Consider the following 16,813-nt stretch of genomic DNA (forward strand, 5'->3'; position numbering starts at 1 on the left):
TACCCTTGCCTTTGATCCCGCAGGAGTCTACGTCTATTTCCGCCGCTAAGGTTGTGCATTGTTCGCATTTTCAATCATACATGTTCGTTATGTCCCAGCCTCGACTTAACCAGAATATAGACAATATACATTCTGGCAAAATAGGATTGTGAGTCCACATGAAGGAGACTCACACACCTATATTTCGAGTTCCCCTAGTCGAATCAGTTCAATAACTGCTTGAGAGCGCCCCTTTACTCCCAATTTCTGCATTGTGTTCGAGATATGATTGCGAACTGTTTTTTCGCTGATAAACAGCTGTTGAGCAATTTCTTTTGTTGTTTTGTCCTGAACTAGTAATTCAAATACTTCCCGCTCTCTTTTTGTAAGTAAAGGCTTTGGTCCGAATTCTGCTCTCGTCAATGGGTTCACTCCTTCTTGCTCGGGCTGAAGGCTACATGCGGTGAGTGTTGAATCACGTCCACTTTTAGGAGGAATTTAGTCAAGATAGTATATGTCTAAAGGAAAGTACGTGTGAATTGAAGGAAAGAGAAGAGAGCAATACCTTGTATTAGCAGAGAAACCAGGAGGATTTGATTGACGGCTGTTCATCTACTTCGCTAATATAAACATAAAGATTTGAAAGCGTTACATTGAAAGGATTTTGCTCATGCATGACCCCTATATCGTCGTTAAAATATTGAATAACAATGTGGTCGTTGCACAGGAACAAGGAAAAAATGAAGTGATCTTAATTGGTAAAGGCATTGGTTTTGGCAAGAAAAAAGGGGCACACATTGATGCTGAAGATGTTGACAAGTTATTTGTGCTTGCAAATGAACACCAGCAAGAGGAATACAAGAGACTCCTCGATGAAATTGATGAAGAGCTTATTGCTTTAATTGAGGAAGCTGTAACCTATATTCAAACGGCCCTAAAGCAGCGTTTAGATGAACGAATTCATGTCGCGCTGACGGATCATATTGGCTTTGCTGTTCGCAGGATGAAACAAGGAATTGATATTCAAAATCCTTTTTTGCTAGAGACAGAAGCGATGTTCCCAAGTGAATATGCTCTAGCAAAAGAAGTGGTTTCACTGATGAATAATCACCTAGATATACCTTTGCCAGAAGCAGAGGTGGGATTCGTCGCATTGCATATTTACAGTGCCCTTTCCAACCGAAGTATTGCTGAAATGAACAATCATCCGCAGCTATTAAAAGAAATGGTTGGTATCGTGGAAGCAAGCTTAAATTTAACATTTGAACGTGAAACGACCACTTATTTGAGGTTAATCAGTTTTTTTAGTGAAGTGATTGAACGGATTGAAGAAGGCTCGATACATGAAGTTCATGACGGTTTAGCGAAAATATTGAAAGAAGATTTTACGTTATGCTATAATGTGACATGTTCAATTCTTAATTTGCTTAATTCTAGTTTAGGAAAAAGTGTTCAAGTGGAAGAAATTCCTGATCTTGTGCTGTATTTGCAGCGATTTATTAAAACAACATAGACGACACTTATATTACGTGTTACTGATTCGATCAGGCATGAGTAAGGGAGTGTATATGAAGTTCATGTAGGGTACGCTATAATACGAGCCTTGCAAACAATCATGTGCGTTTCTTTACTGATGCCTGTTTTTATTTCCTAACTGATGAATACTCCTTTTTCCCAGTAAAAAAGAAAACGGGTACATAAGTGAGGAAATGGTCTTGGTGAAACTGGATTAAGTTTCCATTTATATAAAATAGTAAATATAAAGATGAAAGAGGTCGTTAAATATGGCAGAAAAAACATTCAAAATTACAGCTGAAACAGGAATTCATGCTCGTCCGGCAACACAGCTAGTAAACAAAGCAGGTCAATATTCTTCTGACATTACATTGGAATACAAAGGTAAATCAGTAAATCTTAAATCCATTATGGGTGTTATGTCACTTGGTGTTGGCCAAGGAGCTGAGGTAACAATTAAGGCTGAAGGATCTGATGCTGAAGAAGCATTAAAAGGGATTGAAGAAGTTATTAAAGAAGGGTTAGGCGAATAATGCACAATCGAATTATAGGGATCGCTGCGTCATCTGGCGTAGCGATTGCAAAGGCTTTTGTTCATGAAGAACCTCAGGTTGATATTAAGAAAACGCAAATTGAGAATATTGAAGCTGAAGTGATTCGCTTTGATCAGGCGCTAGATATTTCTAAAAAAGAGCTTGGTGAAATTAAGGATAAAACAGAGGCGAGCCTTGGTGCTGATAAGGCTGAAATTTTTGCTGCTCATTTGCTCGTATTAAGTGATCCTGAGCTTGTCGATGCAGTGAAGGGAAAAATAAAAGATGAGCATATAAATGCAGAATTTGCTTTAAATGAAGTGGCATCCATGTTTATTTCGATGTTTGAAAATATGGACAACGAATATATGAGAGAGCGTGCAGCAGATATTCGTGATGTGTCCAAGCGTGTGCTCGGTCATTTGCTTGGAATTGAAACAGCATCTCTTGCATCGATTTCAGAGGAAACGATTATCATTGCTGAAGACTTAACACCATCGGATACGGCGCAATTAAATAAAGCCTTTGTTAAAGGGTTTGCAACCGATATTGGTGGACGGACCTCTCACTCTGCTATTATGTCTCGTTCTCTTGAAATCCCAGCGGTTGTAGGAACAAAAGAAGTGACGTCAAAGATTGAGACGGGTATGACAGTCATTGTTGATGGCTTAGATGGTGTGGTTATTGTTGAACCGACTGAAGCCGAAATTGCCGAATATGAGGGAAAGCGCGCGGCTTTTGAGAAGCAAAAGCAGGAATGGGCGAAGCTAGTTAATGAAACAACAACAACAAAAGACGGTGTACATGTTGAACTAGCGGCGAACATTGGAACACCTGATGATTTAGAAGGTGTACTAAACAACGGTGCAGAAGGAATTGGTCTGTACCGAACAGAATTTCTTTATATGGGACGGGAACAGCTTCCGACCGAGGAAGAGCAATTCGCCGCATACAAAGAAGTTGTTGAGCGGATGGAAGGTAAACCAGTTGTGATCCGAACATTAGATATTGGCGGCGATAAGGAGCTTCCTTACCTAGACCTACCAAAAGAATTAAATCCTTTCTTAGGTTTTCGGGCGATTCGCCTTTGTCTTGAAAAAGAAGAGATGTTCCGTACACAACTTCGTGCCCTTTTAAGAGCGAGTGCGTATGGAAACTTAAAAATTATGTTCCCAATGATTGCGACACTTGAAGAGTTGCGTGCGGCAAAAGCGATTCTCGCAGAAGAGAAAGAGCTGCTCCTCAATGAAAACATTGCTGTGTCCGATGCGGTTGAAGTCGGGATTATGGTTGAAATTCCATCCACAGCTGTTAGTGCCGATCTTTTTGCCAAGGAAGTTGATTTCTTCAGTATTGGAACGAATGATTTAATTCAGTACACGATGGCTGCCGATCGAATGAATGAACGAGTCTCGTATTTGTATCAACCATATCACCCAGCGATTTTACGTCTTGTTCATATGGTTATTCAAGCCGCTCATAAGCAAGGGAAATGGGTGGGCATGTGTGGCGAAATGGCAGGAGATGAAATTGCCATTCCTATCTTATTAGGACTTGGACTGGATGAATTTAGTATGAGCGCTACATCCATTTTACCAGCAAGAAGCCAACTTTTACGTTTATCAAAGAAAGAGCTAGAGGGCTTTGCTCAAAAGGTGTTGGAACTAGATACGGCAGCTGAGGTTGAAGCACTTGTGAAACAAACCTATTTAGCATAATGAATCAGAAGGGCTGTCAGAAATGGCAGCTCTTTTTGCGCAGACTGCCATTAGGTATGAGTTGTTACAAATTAAGGAGAAATGCGAACTCCTCCTTGCAATTCAGAGAAAAAACAAGGACAATATATAAATATATCACGCTGAGAGCGGGGAGGTCCGGTTCGTGGAATATCGTCAAGTAGAACAAATTGAAAAATCGTTACGTTTGGTTGCTGATGTGGTCAAGCAAAAGGGACGTGAAATCCTTACTCAATTTCCGATTACCCCACCACAATTTGTCGCCTTACAATGGTTGAATGAATATGGTGATATGACGATTGGTGAGTTATCACAAAAAATGTATTTAGCTTTTAGCACCACAACGGATCTCATTGACAGAATGGAAAAAAATGAGCTTGTCGAGCGTGTTAAAGACCAAGCCGATCGCCGTGTTGTACGAATTCATTTATTGGACAAAGGGAAAACGATCATTGAAGAAGTAATCCATAAACGTCAAAATTATTTACGTGACATACTGGAAAATTTTTCACAGGAAGATGTAGATTCCTTAGAAAAAAATCTTGATTTGTTACATCGAGAAATGAATGCAACAGGAGTAAATGGAAAATAGCAAAGTCAGCGTAGAAATTGAGGGAGAATTGTTGGATAGACCAATTGGTGTGATAGATTCCGGGCTTGGCGGATTGACCGTTGCAAAAGAGCTTTTCCGTCAGTTGCCGAAAGAGGAAATTGTATATATCGGGGATACTGAGCGCTGTCCATATGGTCCCCGGCCTTCAGAAGAGGTACGAACCTACACTTGGCAAATGATCAACCGTTTAATGAGTGAAAAAATAAAAATGCTTGTTATTGCTTGTAATACGGCAACAGCGGTGGTACTTGAAGAAGTGAAAGAAGAACTATCGATTCCAGTAGTAGGTGTCGTACATCCTGGGGCAATTAGTGCCTTGAAGGTAACAAAGCAAGATCATGTTGCGGTTATTGGGACAGAGGGCACGATAAAGAGCAAGGCGTATGAAAATGCCTTAAAAGCGATTAATAGTCTCGTTAAAATCGAGAGTTTAGCTTGTCCACCTTTTGTACCTCTTGTGGAACAAGGCTTATTTACAGGGGAAAGAACAAAACAAGTGGTCGAAGATACGTTGAAGCCGCTACTTGGTAAAGGTTACGATACACTCATTCTTGGATGCACCCACTACCCATTGCTGCGCCCTGTTATTCAGGAGGTTGTTGGAAGTGAGATTCAACTCATTTCATCGGGGGATGAGACGGCCCGAGAAGTAAGTGGCTTGCTTTACCATAAAGAGCTTCTTTTTACAGAGGAGCGAAGTCCAAAGCACCGTTTTTATACGACAGGTGATGCAGAGCGTTTTAAACAGTTAGCTGACCAGTGGCTCGAAATGAATGTTGGCAGCGTAGAAACCATTCACTTAGGATAGTCTATTGTTTTGCACTGCATGATTTATGAAAGACAAAGGGAGCGAGAGAGCTTCTTCGTTTTTTTCTTTTTTTGTTTATCGTTCGACTGTTCCTACGAGGGAGCAGTCTTTTTTTGATCCTTTCTCTCTTACTGTTAGAAAAAAATAGACAATGGTAGGTCTAATTTTTCATGAGGCTCGTATACATTTAGTACAAACTAGCTGAGGAGGGAAGGTCATGCGAAAAGTGTTAAAAAAAGGAGTGCCAGCTTTTATCATTGTGTCCGCTTTAACGATATCAGCCTGCTCGGTAGGTTCAGATGAGACAATGAATGAAATGGATACACCGCCAGTTAATTATGTGGAGGAAGGCGATTCTCTTGGCTTGGAGGATGACGAGCAATCAGAGGGATTGACTGAAGATGGAGAAGGAAACGAGGATGCTAGTGGGAAAGAACAGCCTGGAGCAGAAGCAACAGAAATGACAACAAGAGAACTTTACTTACTTGATGAAAACGGTCTTGTCGTCCCTCAGGCTTTACAACTTCCGAAACAGGAAGGGGTCTTAAAGCAGTCACTAGAATATTTGGTAGAGGATGGACCTGTTACGAATCTTTTACCGAATGGGTTTCGTGCTGTACTGCCTCCAGGAACAGAAGTTGATGTGAATCTTACGGAAGACGGTGTAGCCATCGCTGATTTCTCAAACGAATTTAAAGAATATAAGGCAGAAGATGAGCTTAAGGTGCTGCAGGCAATCACGTGGACACTTACTCAATTTGATAATGTTGAAAAAGTACAAATACGGATCAATGGCTATGAGCAAGATAAAATGCCTGTAAATGGGACTCCGATTGGTGATGGAATGAGTCGGGCGAATGGCATCAACATTGAAACGGATAATGTGGTGGATGTCGTGAGTAGTAAAGAGGTTACCCTTTATTTTCTTGCTCAATCAGGTGAGAATACTTATTATGTACCAGTCACTCGTAGAGTCAATGCTACGAGTGACGAGTTGACGGCAGCGGTAGAGGAATTGTTAAAAGGACCTTCTCATTATTCGAATTTAGTAACCGATTTTAGGCAAGGGGTTGCGTTACTTGAAGAGCCGCAGAATGAAGATGGTGTGGTCACATTGAATTTTAACGAAGCCCTTTTAAGTCAACTGCAATCAACAGCTGTATCGGAAAAAGCGTTAAACATGTTAGCATTAACCCTAACTGAACAGGAGGGCATTGAAAAAGTAGCCATTCAAGTGAATGGAGAAAGCAATGCGCTGAATGAGTCTGGACAGTTGTTGGCAGAACCGGTTACACGACCAACACAAGTGAACACAGGTAAATTTTAGCTTGATCAATTGGACAAAGGTAGTGTGAGTTCATTATAATCATAAGAGCAATGAGGTAGCTTTTTGGCTACCTCTCTTTTTTCAGCGGGTAGTAAGAGCAGCGGTCGGTAATAAAGATGGACTTAAGCGAGGATGCTTGAGCGATAGATGTAGACGACAACAAGATCTGTAGTATACGGGCTTTTGCTGATATTGCTTGAAAAGCAACAAATAGAAGGAAGAAGAACATTACATCATTTACTGATCTGTAGGAGGTTATTCAAATGAGAACGGATGGTAGACAGAAGAGAGAGTTACGACCAATTGAAATCGAACCGAACTATTTAACGCATCCTGAGGGGTCAGTATTGATTTCAATGGGGAACACAAAGGTGATTTGTACAGCAAGCGTTGAGGAGCGTGTGCCTCCCTTTTTGCGCGGACAAGGGAAGGGATGGATTACGGCAGAATATTCAATGTTGCCAAGAGCGACAGAGCAACGAAACATTCGAGAATCTTCAAAAGGAAAAGTGACAGGTCGTACGATGGAAATCCAACGTTTAATTGGAAGAGCGCTTCGGGCGATTTTAGATTTGAATAAAATCGGTGAGCGGACTGTATGGATTGATTGTGATGTTATCCAAGCTGATGGAGGGACGAGAACGGCTTCAATCACAGGCGCATTTGTCGCTCTTGCCCTCGCAATGAATACGAGCATGGAAAAAGGGTTAATCAAAGAATGGCCTGTTAAAGACTTTTTAGCGGCGATCTCTGTCGGTATCGATCCAGAACTTGGAGAAATTCTTGATTTATGCTACGCTGAGGATGCACAAGCAGAAGTGGATATGAATGTAGTGAAAACAGGAAAAGGTGAATTTGTCGAGCTTCAGGGTACAGGAGAAGAAGCTACCTTTTCTCATCAGCAATTGTTGACCATTTTAGATATGGCCGACGAAGGCGTTCGAACGTTGATTGAGAAGCAGCGTGCAGTTTTAGGAGCGATAGCTGAGAAGATTGATGCAGTGAAGTGAAATAAAAAAGGATGGGACGGTTATGCAGGAAATATTGATAGCAACAAAAAATAAAGGGAAAGTAGCAGAATTTGAAGCAATTTTTAAAGATAAGGGAATGACCGTTTCTTCATTGCTTGATTACCCTGAGGTTCCTGAAATAGAAGAGAACGGAGAGACTTTTTCTGAAAATGCGACAATAAAAGCTGAAGCAATTGCTCAGCGATTTAAAAAACCGGTGTTAGCGGACGATTCAGGTTTGATGATTGATGCGTTGGACGGCCGTCCAGGAATTTTTTCTGCGCGCTATGCAGGTCTTGAGAAAAACGATCAAAAAAATAATGAAAAGGTCTTGCTCGAGTTAACGGGTGTTCCGGAGGAAAAACGTACGGCAAGGTTTCATTGTGCGATTGCCTTTGCAAGACCGAATGAAGAAACAATTGTTTTTGAAGGCCAATGTGAAGGGTATATTCTTCAAGCACCGCAGGGAGATGGTGGCTTTGGCTACGATCCGATCTTTTATCTACCCAACTATCAAAAAAGCATGGCAGAGCTCACAAAGGAAGAAAAAAACAAGATCAGTCACCGTGCAAAGGCGCTGGCTCGATTAGTATGTGAATGGCCCAAGCTGTTTACGTAAGAGCATTCAAAGAAAAGGGAACGCTTGAAAAAAAAGGATGAGGAACAATGAAAGCCTTAATTATAAGTGATAGCCATGGATTAAAAAAAGAATTGCTAGATGTGATTGAGCGGCATCGAGACGAGGTCGATGTCATTCTCCATTGTGGTGATTCAGAGCTTGATGGTGCAGCCTCTGAACTAAGTGATGTCAATACGGTTCGAGGAAATTGTGACATAGGGACAGACTTTCCTGAAGAGTATACTGAATCATTTCAGGGCTTTAAAGTGTTCGTTACACATGGACATCTCTACAATGTCAAAATGACGTATGTCCCGTTAAGCTATCGAGCGGAAGAAGTGGAAGCGCAGATGGTTTGCTTTGGACATTCTCATGTAGCCACAAGCTTTCAGGAAAATGGCGTGATTTACGTGAATCCTGGAAGTATCCGCTTGCCAAGAGCTAGAAAAGAACAAACGTATTGTATTGCAGAGGTGACGGATGATAAAGTTCAGCTTCTGTTTTATGATCGAAGTGGTGAATTTATTCCAGATCTTTCAGCTGTCTACCATCGATAAGTAGCATTGGAAGAAATTTTTCTTCCAATGCTCATTAAAATCAGTTGACATCCTTCTTGAATTCCAGTATAGTAATAAACGTCGCTAGTATTTGAATTTATGCGGGTGTAGTTTAGTGGTAAAACCTCAGCCTTCCAAGCTGATGTCGTGGGTTCGATTCCCATCACCCGCTTATGTCCCAGTAGCTCAGCTGGATAGAGCAACGGCCTTCAAGATAAGGAGCCTCTAAAGGGAAAGAGAAACCTTTAGAGTGGACGACACTATATCGGTGAAGCCTTAACAGGTTATGCTGATGGTAATACCGAGGAAACTTACGCCTTGTTAGGTCAGGTGCTTTAAAGGCTCATTTGAGGGTAGAAGCACCAAAGCATAGCGAGCGATCGTTATCGTGAGGTTCCGTAGAGACTATACGTGTCGCACCTGAAATGGTGAAGATATAGTCCAGACCACAAACAACTTGTTGGTGGCGAAAGCCATAGTGGTAAGCTAAGCCGTCGGTCGGGAGTTCGAATCTCTCCTGGGACGCCATTTTACTTTTACATAATCAAAACGTCACCTGTTTATGGTGACGTTTTTTTATGAAAAGAAGAAATGATAGCAAAACAAAGCTGTCTAGCTGCAGCTGCTAGCGGATCGATATCGCTTCGACTCCTACGAAAACAAAAAAACGTTTTCGAATCAGAGTTTCATGCACTTGTCACCGCCAGGCAGGACTTGCGCTTTTCTTAGGAAAAACGGCAGGATGAAATAGCTCCTTCGTTCAAACAAGACACTCCTATGCTGGAGACTAAACGTACAAGCTTAGTTCTATTCTGTGTGGGGGATTCTCAGTTAAAAGAATTAAAAATGGTTTGTAAAAAAATTTTTGCGTCTAACAGGTGGGTCCGTATGTTCAAATTCTTGCTCCATAAATAAGAAAATTGATTGGATATAGCTCGAACAAGCATCGGCTGTTGCTAACGAATCCTGCTCAAAGTAAAGAACATGCCACCTTTTTTTGCGTAATTTTCGCATTATTTTCTGATCTCTGCTGTCATTTTTTTTCTCCATTAACGCAATGCGATAGGGAACGAGGGCAAGATTAATAGAGATATGACCAATCCTATGTTGGGGGGTTGGGTACATATTCTCTTTGATTAGCTGTTCATAAAGCTCTTTTTCACCGTTTGATTGACAAAGTTCTCTTTCATTTTTCACTAATATTAATGTCGGCCCGTTTGTTTGCTTAAATTGGATGTATGGTACAGAAAAGGAAAAATGGAGAAAATGACAGGTATTCCACGCTAGTTTCCACATATTCATCACCATTTATCAGTTTGCCCAATCATTTATGATTCTATGTCCTCGTTTTAAAATAAAAAATAAATTCATGAATTCCTTTAGCAGCGTTCATGTAAGCGTATTCAATAGAGAACTCTTATTTAAATAGTCAAATTATTTTTGAAAAAGTGGTTGACCAGCGCTTGGAATCGGCGTATTATAATCCTCAAACGAGAAAATGACGTAAACAAACGTCCTTTCTAGAGAGATTTTCTTACGTGGGAAAAGGATGTATCGAATTACGAAATTTGTTCGGAATTTTTTTATAACAAAAATTATTTAAGTAACAATGGTGGGAGCGATTGAACAATGAGAAGCGACATGATTAAAAAGGGGATTGACCGCGCCCCACACCGGAGTTTACTACGAGCAGCAGGTGTAAAAGAAGAAGATATGGATAAGCCGTTTATCGGTGTTTGTAATTCCTATATTGATATTATTCCAGGTCATATGCACCTTAATAAATTTGCTGAAGTTGCAAAGGAAGCCATTCGTGAAGCTGGCGGCATTCCATTCGAATTTAACACCATTGGGGTGGACGATGGAATTGCAATGGGGCATATCGGTATGCGTTATTCACTACCGAGCCGTGAAATTATCTGTGATGCGGCAGAAACAGTCATTAATGCGCACTGGTTTGATGGCGTGTTCTTCATTCCAAACTGTGACAAGATTACACCAGGCATGTTGATGGCATCTGTTCGTACGAATGTTCCATCGGTCTTCGTTTCAGGTGGACCAATGGAAGCAGGGCGAACAAAGGACGGAAAAAGCTTATCCCTAGTCTCTGTTTTCGAAGGAGTAGGAGCCTTCTCCTCAGGAAAAATGTCGAGAGAAGAATTGCTAGAAATTGAGCAGCAAGCGTGTCCTACCTGCGGATCCTGTTCTGGGATGTTCACCGCAAATTCAATGAACTCATTGATGGAAATGCTAGGCTTGGCATTGCCAGGAAACGGAACGATTGTTGCTACATCTGAAGCACGCCACCAACTCATTAAAGATGCTGCGAAGCATTTAATGAATTTAATTGAAAAAGACATTCGTCCACGTGACATTATTACAAAGGAAACGATTGATGATGCATTCGCTTTGGATATGGCAATGGGGGGATCAACGAACACGGTTCTTCATACACTTGCCATTGCAAATGAAGCGGAAATCGATTATGACTTAAATCGAATTAATGAAGTGGCTGAACGAGTTCCTTATCTTTGTAAAATCAGCCCAGCATCGGATTATTCCATGGATGATGTACACCATGCCGGTGGTGTCGCGGCCATTATAAAGGAGCTCTGCTCAATTGAAGGAGCAGTTCATAAAGACCGAATCACGATTACTGGTAAGAGCATATATGAGAATGTGAAAGATGCGGAAATTACTAATGATGAAGTCATTCGTCGTAAGGATAATCCATATAGCCCAGTCGGTGGCTTATCCATTCTATTTGGAAATCTCGCACCAAATGGAGCCGTCATTAAAGTCGGTGCTGTTGACCCTTCAATTAAAGTATTCGAAGGTGAAGCGATTGTGTTCGAATCTCAAGATGAGGCACAGCAAGGCATTAGCGATGGAACGGTTCGTGAGGGTCACGTTGTTGTCATTCGTTATGAAGGTCCAAAGGGTGGGCCTGGGATGCCAGAGATGCTTGCACCGACATCGGCGATTATGGGTCGTGGTTTAGGAACAAAGGTAGCCCTTATTACAGACGGACGTTTTTCGGGAGCATCAAGAGGAATTTCGATTGGGCATATTTCACCAGAGGCTGCTGAAGGTGGACCAATCGCATTTGTTAAAAATGGCGATAAGATTAAAATCGACTTACCAAGCCGTACAATCGAATTGCTCGTTTCAGACGAAGAATTAGCAAAAAGAAAAGAGGGCTGGACCGAGCCAGAACCAAAAGTAAAAAAAGGTTACTTAGCTCGATACTCCAAGCTCGTTACATCTGCCAATACAGGCGGTATTATGAAAATTTAACACCAAAAGCGTAGAAGAGGAAAAGTAATCGTAATTGGACCATCAACAGAGAGCCGCAGGTAGCTGAGATGCGGCGGTGGCCTTTGCGATGAAGCTCGCCTCGGAGTGCCAATTTGAACGTAATTCTAGTAGGATTGGCCGGGTGTTCACAGCACTCGTTATTAAAACGTGACGACAAAGTGTCGTCCATGAGGTGATATTTGAAAGAATATCATGAACAAGGGTGGTACCGTGAAAAGAAAAATCTTTTTGCCCCTTAGCCAACATTAATTTGGCACGATTGGGGGGTAAAAAGATTTTTTTGTTATTTAAAAATAAAAGCAGATTATTCTCTTAAGACAAAAAATTGCAAAGAGTTAAATCATTCATGTGTATAGAAAAATCGCTTGCGATACAGAGATTGATTTTGAATAAATAAGGAGGAGCAAAGATGAGTACAAAGCTAAAACAGAATGAGCAGTCGTCGACAGAAGTTAAGCAAGAAATGTCTGGTTCAAGCATGCTGATTAAAGCTTTAGCAGAAGAGGGCGTCGATGTTATCTTCGGTTATCCTGGGGGCGCCATTTTACCAACCTATGATGAGATTTATAAAACAGGTATTCGTCACATCCTCGCACGTCATGAACAAGGAGCTATTCATGCAGCAGAAGGCTATGCCCGTGTATCTGGAAAGCCAGGGGTTTGCGTCGTAACCTCGGGACCGGGTGCGACAAATGTTGTCACTGGAATTGCTGATGCAATGATTGATTCATTGCCGCTAATTGTGATAACAGGTCAGGTGGCAACGACGGTCATTGGAACCGATGCTTTTCAGGAAGCTGACATGATTGGGATTACGATGCCGATTACAAAGTACAGCTATCAGGTCCGCTCCGTTGATGAGTTACCACGCATTATGAAAGAGGCGTTTCATATTGCAACGACAGGTCGTCCAGGTCCTGTACTTATTGATTTGCCAAAGGATGTCTCGCTTGCCACTGGACTTTTTGATTACGATAAAGAAGTAGATTTGCCAGGCTATCAACCTACATTTAAACCAAATAAACTTCAAATACGAAAAGTCGTCGAAGCTGTGACGAAAGCAAAGAAGCCAGTGATATTAGCTGGTGCCGGTGTTCTTCACGCAAATGCATCGGAAGAATTATTTACCTATGTTGAACAACAGAGCATTCCAGTTGTGAATACACTTCTTGGCCTTGGTAGCTTTCCTGGCGATCATGACCTCCATCTTGGAATGGGGGGAATGCACGGAACGTATACAGCCAACATGGCGATTCACGAATCCGATTTGCTTATTAGCATCGGCGCACGCTTTGATGACCGTTTAACAGGGAACCTTGAGCACTTTGCACCAAACGCGCGTGTCGTTCATATCGATGTGGACCCTGCTGAAATTGGTAAAAATGTTGAAACGGAAATCCCTGTCGTCGGTGACGCGAAAGAAGCGCTAAAGATGTTGATTGCAGAACAAGGTGAGCCTGGAGACAATGCATTATGGCGAGCTGACCTGGGGCGGATGAAGAAGGAATATCCACTTTGGTATGAGAAGGACGGAGAAACGATCAAGCCGCAGGAGTTGATTCAGCAAATTTTTGAAGCGACAAATGGAGAAGCGATAGTGACAACAGATGTCGGTCAGCATCAAATGTGGACGGCTCAATATTATCGCTTTAATCGTCCAAATCGATGGGTGACATCAGGTGGCCTTGGTACGATGGGATTTGGCTTCCCAGCGGCGATCGGTGCTCAATTCGCAGAACCAGATGCGACGGTAGTCAGTGTGCTCGGTGATGCTGGTTTTCAAATGACTGCCCAAGAAATGTCGATTTTACAAGAGTTGAACCTTCCAGTAAAAATTATCATTGTCAACAACGCCTCTCTTGGAATGGTTCGTCAGTGGCAGCAGCTGTTTCATGGGGAGCGTTATTCAAACTCACTATTCCCAATTCAGCCTGATTTTGTCAAGCTGGCTGAAGCATATAACATCAAAGGAATGCGAGTGGAAAAGCTTTCAGAGGTAAAAGCAGCATTGGATGAAATGATCGCACACCCTGGTCCTGTCTTAATGGATTTCCGTGTGGCACAGCAAGAAAATGTCTATCCAATGATTGCACCAGGAAAAGGACACCACGAAATGGAGGGAGTAAAGCCGTGAGACGAACGATAACAGCTTTAGTAAATAATACATCAGGTGTTCTCAATCGTATCACTGGACTCTTTGCACGTCGCCATTTCAACATTGAAAGCATTACGGTAGGCGTAACAGAGAATCCGGCTATTTCAAGAATCACCTTTGTTGTCATTGTTGACAGCAAAGACAACATTGAGCAAGTCATTAAACAACTAAACAAGCAAGTTGATGTCCTAAAGGTCAATGACATTACCGATGAAGCCATTGTTGCGAGGGAGCTGGCACTCATTAAAATCGTCGCTACACCTCAGCAACGGGGGGAGGTTGCTGCTCTTGTCAATCCATTTAGAGCCTCGATCATTGATGTAGGACGCGAAAGCTTGACTGTCCAAATTACAGGGGATCATCAAAAAGTGGAAGCTTTTATTGACCTCCTGCGCCCATACGGCATTAAGGAATTGGCAAGAACAGGTATTACCGCCTTTAAGCGAGGCACTAAAAAGTATGATTTGGACACACATGCAATTACACTTATCAACTAAAAAACGAATTAAGGGAGAGGATTTTAATGGCTAAAGTATTTTATAACGGAGATGTAAATGAAGGCGTACTACAAGGAAAAACAGTTGCAATTATCGGATATGGATCTCAAGGACATGCTCATGCGCAAAACTTACGCGATAGCGGAACAAATGTCATTGTCGGTTTGCGTCCAGGAAAATCATGGGATAAAGCAGTGGAAGATGGATTTGAAGTCTATTCTGTTCGCGAGGCAGCTGCAAAAGCAGATCTAATCATGATTCTTTTACCAGATGAGCTTCAACCAACCGTTTATAAAAACGAAATTGAGCCTGAGTTAACAGAAGGAAAAGTATTAGCATTTGCACATGGCTTTAACATTCACTTTAATCAAATCGTTCCTCCAAAAAACGTTGATGTATTCTTAGCTGCACCAAAAGGACCGGGACATCTTGTTCGTCGTACGTATGAAGATGGAGCAGGGGTACCAGGCTTAATCGCTGTTTTCCAAGATGCATCAGGTCAAGCAAAAGAGATTGCTCTTGCTTATTCAAAGCAAAATGGTTCAACTCGCGCTGGTGTTATTGAAACAACATTCAAAGAAGAAACAGAAACAGATTTATTTGGTGAGCAAGCAGTGCTTTGCGGTGGTACATCTGCCCTTGTTAAAGCAGGATTCGAAACACTTGTTGAAGCTGGTTACCAGCCAGAGGTTGCTTACTTTGAATGTCTACATGAGCTTAAGCTGATTGTTGACCTTATGTACGAAGGTGGACTTGAAGGTATGCGCTATTCCATCTCTGACACGGCTCAATGGGGAGACTTCGTTGCCGGGCCTCAAATTGTGACAGATGAGACAAAGAAAGCAATGAAAAAAGTATTATCTGACATTCAAACTGGAAAATTTGCGAAAGGCTGGATTCTTGAAAACCAAGCAAATCGTCCAGAGTTTACGGCTATTAATGAAGCTGAGAAGCAACACCCAATTGAGGTTGTGGGACGTGAGCTTCGTGAAATGATGCCATTTGTAAAAGCCAAATCTAAGGGAGTGGTCGGTAGTGCGAAAAATTAACGTCTTCGATACAACCTTGCGAGATGGAGAGCAGTCAGCTGGAGTAAATTTGAACTTTGAAGAAAAGATCGAAATTGCTAAACAGCTTGAACGCCTTGGTGTTGACATTATCGAAGCGGGGTTTCCAGCATCTTCAAAAGGAGACTTTAATTCTGTAAAAGCGATTGCTGATTTAATAAAGGGGAGCTCGGTGACTGGACTTGCTCGTTCGAAACAGAGCGATATCGATGCTGCATGGGAAGCGTTAAAGGGAGGAGAAGAGCCACGAATCCATGTATTCGTGGCAACCTCCCCTATCCATATGGAATATAAGCTAAAAATGACGCCTGACCAAGTCGTCGAAACAGCTGTTGCGTCAGTAAAATATGCAGCAAGTAAATTCCATCATGTTCAGTGGTCAGCTGAAGATGCAAGCCGCTCAGATTTTGCGTTTTTAGCGCAAATTATTGAAGAAGTGATTCAGGCGGGAGCCACAGTTATTAATCTGCCTGACACCGTTGGTTATACAACGCCGCAGGAAATTAAAAATATGTTCCTTTATTTAAAAGAACATGTTCCGAGCATTGATAAAGCGATCCTTTCAACGCATAATCATGATGATTTAGGGATGGCTGTTGCCAATTCTCTTGCTGCGATTCAAGCGGGCGCAAATCAAGTTGAATGCACGATTAATGGAATCGGTGAGCGGGCAGGAAACGCTGCGCTTGAAGAGATTGCCGTTGCCCTTAATATTCGCAAGGACCATTATCAAGCTGACACTGGTTTAACCTTAAAGGAGATTAAAAGAACAAGCTCGCTTGTCAGTAAGCTGACAGGGATGGTCGTTCCGAATAATAAAGCAGTTGTTGGACAGAATGCTTTTGCCCATGAGTCAGGCATTCATCAAGATGGGGTCCTGAAAAACAAGGAAACCTATGAAATCATTACGCCTGAGCTTGTCGGAGTTTCATCGAACTCAATGGTGCTTGGTAAGCATTCAGGAAGACATGCATTTAAAGAAAAGCTGAAGGAGCTTGGATTTACTGGAACCGAAGATCAATTAAACAGAATATTCAAATCATTCAAAGATCTTGCGGATAAAAAGAAAGAAATCACCG

General features: G+C 41.9%; 16 protein-coding genes, 1 tRNA gene and 1 other annotated feature. Of the genes, 15 read left to right on the forward strand and 2 right to left on the reverse strand.

The features are described 5' to 3' along the window. Window positions 1–177: 177 nt before the first annotated feature. A complete protein-coding gene (locus tag BLT_RS0104775; protein ID WP_017726670.1) occupies window positions 178–402 on the reverse strand; it encodes a helix-turn-helix domain-containing protein in 225 nt (74 codons plus the stop codon). 247 nt (window positions 403–649) lie between these two features. Here BLT_RS0104775 and BLT_RS0104780 point away from each other — a divergent pair, with 247 nt between their 5' ends. From BLT_RS0104780 to BLT_RS0104830, 10 genes are all read left to right on the forward strand, one after another. Further along, on the forward strand, window positions 650–1,492 hold the full coding sequence (locus BLT_RS0104780; protein WP_017726672.1) for a PRD domain-containing protein: 843 nt from the start codon (window positions 650–652) through the stop codon (window positions 1,490–1,492). 271 nt (window positions 1,493–1,763) lie between these two features. Beyond that, complete coding sequence (locus BLT_RS0104785; RefSeq protein WP_017726673.1) at window positions 1,764–2,027, forward strand: phosphocarrier protein HPr; 264 nt, start codon at window positions 1,764–1,766, stop codon at window positions 2,025–2,027. Continuing rightward, window positions 2,027–3,745: a phosphoenolpyruvate--protein phosphotransferase gene (gene ptsP, locus BLT_RS0104790; RefSeq protein ID WP_017726674.1), complete on the forward strand. Its 1,719-nt coding sequence runs from the start codon at window positions 2,027–2,029 to the stop codon at window positions 3,743–3,745. The genes BLT_RS0104785 and ptsP overlap by 1 nt, the downstream gene beginning before the upstream one ends. 163 nt (window positions 3,746–3,908) lie before the next feature. Then, on the forward strand, window positions 3,909–4,355 hold the full coding sequence (locus BLT_RS0104800) for a MarR family winged helix-turn-helix transcriptional regulator (protein WP_017726676.1): 447 nt from the start codon (window positions 3,909–3,911) through the stop codon (window positions 4,353–4,355). Between the two features lie 31 nt (window positions 4,356–4,386). After that, entirely contained in the window at window positions 4,387–5,184 is a 798-nt protein-coding gene (racE, locus tag BLT_RS0104805; protein ID WP_026104988.1) for a glutamate racemase, read from the forward strand. A gap of 217 nt (window positions 5,185–5,401) precedes the next feature. Beyond that, entirely contained in the window at window positions 5,402–6,511 is a 1,110-nt protein-coding gene (locus BLT_RS0104810) for a GerMN domain-containing protein (protein WP_017726678.1), read from the forward strand. Window positions 6,512–6,774: 263 nt separating this feature from the next. Next, window positions 6,775–7,521 (forward strand): ribonuclease PH, encoded by a 747-nt coding sequence (gene rph, locus BLT_RS0104815; RefSeq protein WP_017726679.1) that lies wholly within the window; start codon window positions 6,775–6,777, stop codon window positions 7,519–7,521. A gap of 22 nt (window positions 7,522–7,543) precedes the next feature. Then, window positions 7,544–8,140, forward strand: coding sequence for an XTP/dITP diphosphatase (locus BLT_RS0104820; protein WP_017726680.1), 597 nt, complete (start codon window positions 7,544–7,546; stop codon window positions 8,138–8,140). Between the two features lie 47 nt (window positions 8,141–8,187). Beyond that, a complete protein-coding gene (locus BLT_RS0104825) occupies window positions 8,188–8,697 on the forward strand; it encodes a metallophosphoesterase family protein (RefSeq protein ID WP_017726681.1) in 510 nt (169 codons plus the stop codon). Window positions 8,698–8,798: 101 nt separating this feature from the next. Continuing rightward, a tRNA-Gly gene (locus tag BLT_RS0104830) sits at window positions 8,799–8,869 on the forward strand. A gap of 668 nt (window positions 8,870–9,537) precedes the next feature. Here the strand turns inward: BLT_RS0104830 and BLT_RS0104835 are convergent. After that, window positions 9,538–9,993, reverse strand: coding sequence for a hypothetical protein (locus BLT_RS0104835; protein WP_017726682.1), 456 nt, complete (start codon window positions 9,991–9,993; stop codon window positions 9,538–9,540). 333 nt (window positions 9,994–10,326) lie between these two features. On the opposite strand from BLT_RS0104835, the gene ilvD reads away from it, so the two are divergent. From ilvD to BLT_RS0104860, 5 genes are all read left to right on the forward strand, one after another. Continuing rightward, a complete protein-coding gene (ilvD, locus tag BLT_RS0104840; protein ID WP_017726683.1) occupies window positions 10,327–11,994 on the forward strand; it encodes a dihydroxy-acid dehydratase in 1,668 nt (555 codons plus the stop codon). A 2-nt stretch (window positions 11,995–11,996) separates the two neighbouring features. Beyond that, window positions 11,997–12,254, forward strand: a binding site (T-box leader). 170 nt (window positions 12,255–12,424) lie between these two features. Next, the gene (ilvB, locus tag BLT_RS0104845; protein WP_017726684.1) at window positions 12,425–14,149 is read left to right on the forward strand and encodes an acetolactate synthase large subunit; all 1,725 of its coding nucleotides are present in this window, start codon (window positions 12,425–12,427) and stop codon (window positions 14,147–14,149) included. Then, the gene (gene ilvN / locus BLT_RS0104850) at window positions 14,146–14,667 is read left to right on the forward strand and encodes an acetolactate synthase small subunit (protein ID WP_017726685.1); all 522 of its coding nucleotides are present in this window, start codon (window positions 14,146–14,148) and stop codon (window positions 14,665–14,667) included. Before ilvB ends, ilvN begins: the two co-directional genes overlap by 4 nt. 26 nt (window positions 14,668–14,693) lie before the next feature. Beyond that, complete coding sequence (gene ilvC, locus BLT_RS0104855; protein WP_017726686.1) at window positions 14,694–15,716, forward strand: ketol-acid reductoisomerase; 1,023 nt, start codon at window positions 14,694–14,696, stop codon at window positions 15,714–15,716. Next, window positions 15,703–16,813, forward strand: a 1,111-nt coding sequence (locus BLT_RS0104860) for a 2-isopropylmalate synthase (RefSeq protein ID WP_017726687.1), incomplete at its 3' end; no start/stop codon positions are given. The genes ilvC and BLT_RS0104860, both read left to right, overlap by 14 nt.

The organism is Halalkalibacterium ligniniphilum (assembly GCF_000334155.1).
In the GTDB taxonomy this organism is placed as follows: Bacteria; Bacillota; Bacilli; order Bacillales; family Bacillaceae_D; genus Halalkalibacterium; species Halalkalibacterium ligniniphilum.

Bases quoted from the DNA above. Each gene is read 5' to 3' on its own strand.
- BLT_RS0104780 (WP_017726672.1), top strand. From the start codon at position 650: ATGCATGACCCCTATATCGTCGTTAAAATATTGAATAACAATGTGGTC.
- BLT_RS0104785 (WP_017726673.1), top strand. From the start codon at position 1,764: ATGGCAGAAAAAACATTCAAAATTACAGCTGAAACAGGAATTCATGCT.
- ptsP (WP_017726674.1), top strand. From the start codon at position 2,027: ATGCACAATCGAATTATAGGGATCGCTGCGTCATCTGGCGTAGCGATT.
- BLT_RS0104810 (WP_017726678.1), top strand. From the start codon at position 5,402: ATGCGAAAAGTGTTAAAAAAAGGAGTGCCAGCTTTTATCATTGTGTCC.
- rph (WP_017726679.1), top strand. From the start codon at position 6,775: ATGAGAACGGATGGTAGACAGAAGAGAGAGTTACGACCAATTGAAATC.
- BLT_RS0104820 (WP_017726680.1), top strand. From the start codon at position 7,544: ATGCAGGAAATATTGATAGCAACAAAAAATAAAGGGAAAGTAGCAGAA.
- BLT_RS0104825 (WP_017726681.1), top strand. From the start codon at position 8,188: ATGAAAGCCTTAATTATAAGTGATAGCCATGGATTAAAAAAAGAATTG.
- BLT_RS0104835 (WP_017726682.1), bottom strand. From the start codon at position 9,993: ATGTGGAAACTAGCGTGGAATACCTGTCATTTTCTCCATTTTTCCTTT.
- ilvD (WP_017726683.1), top strand. From the start codon at position 10,327: ATGAGAAGCGACATGATTAAAAAGGGGATTGACCGCGCCCCACACCGG.
- ilvB (WP_017726684.1), top strand. From the start codon at position 12,425: ATGAGTACAAAGCTAAAACAGAATGAGCAGTCGTCGACAGAAGTTAAG.
- ilvC (WP_017726686.1), top strand. From the start codon at position 14,694: ATGGCTAAAGTATTTTATAACGGAGATGTAAATGAAGGCGTACTACAA.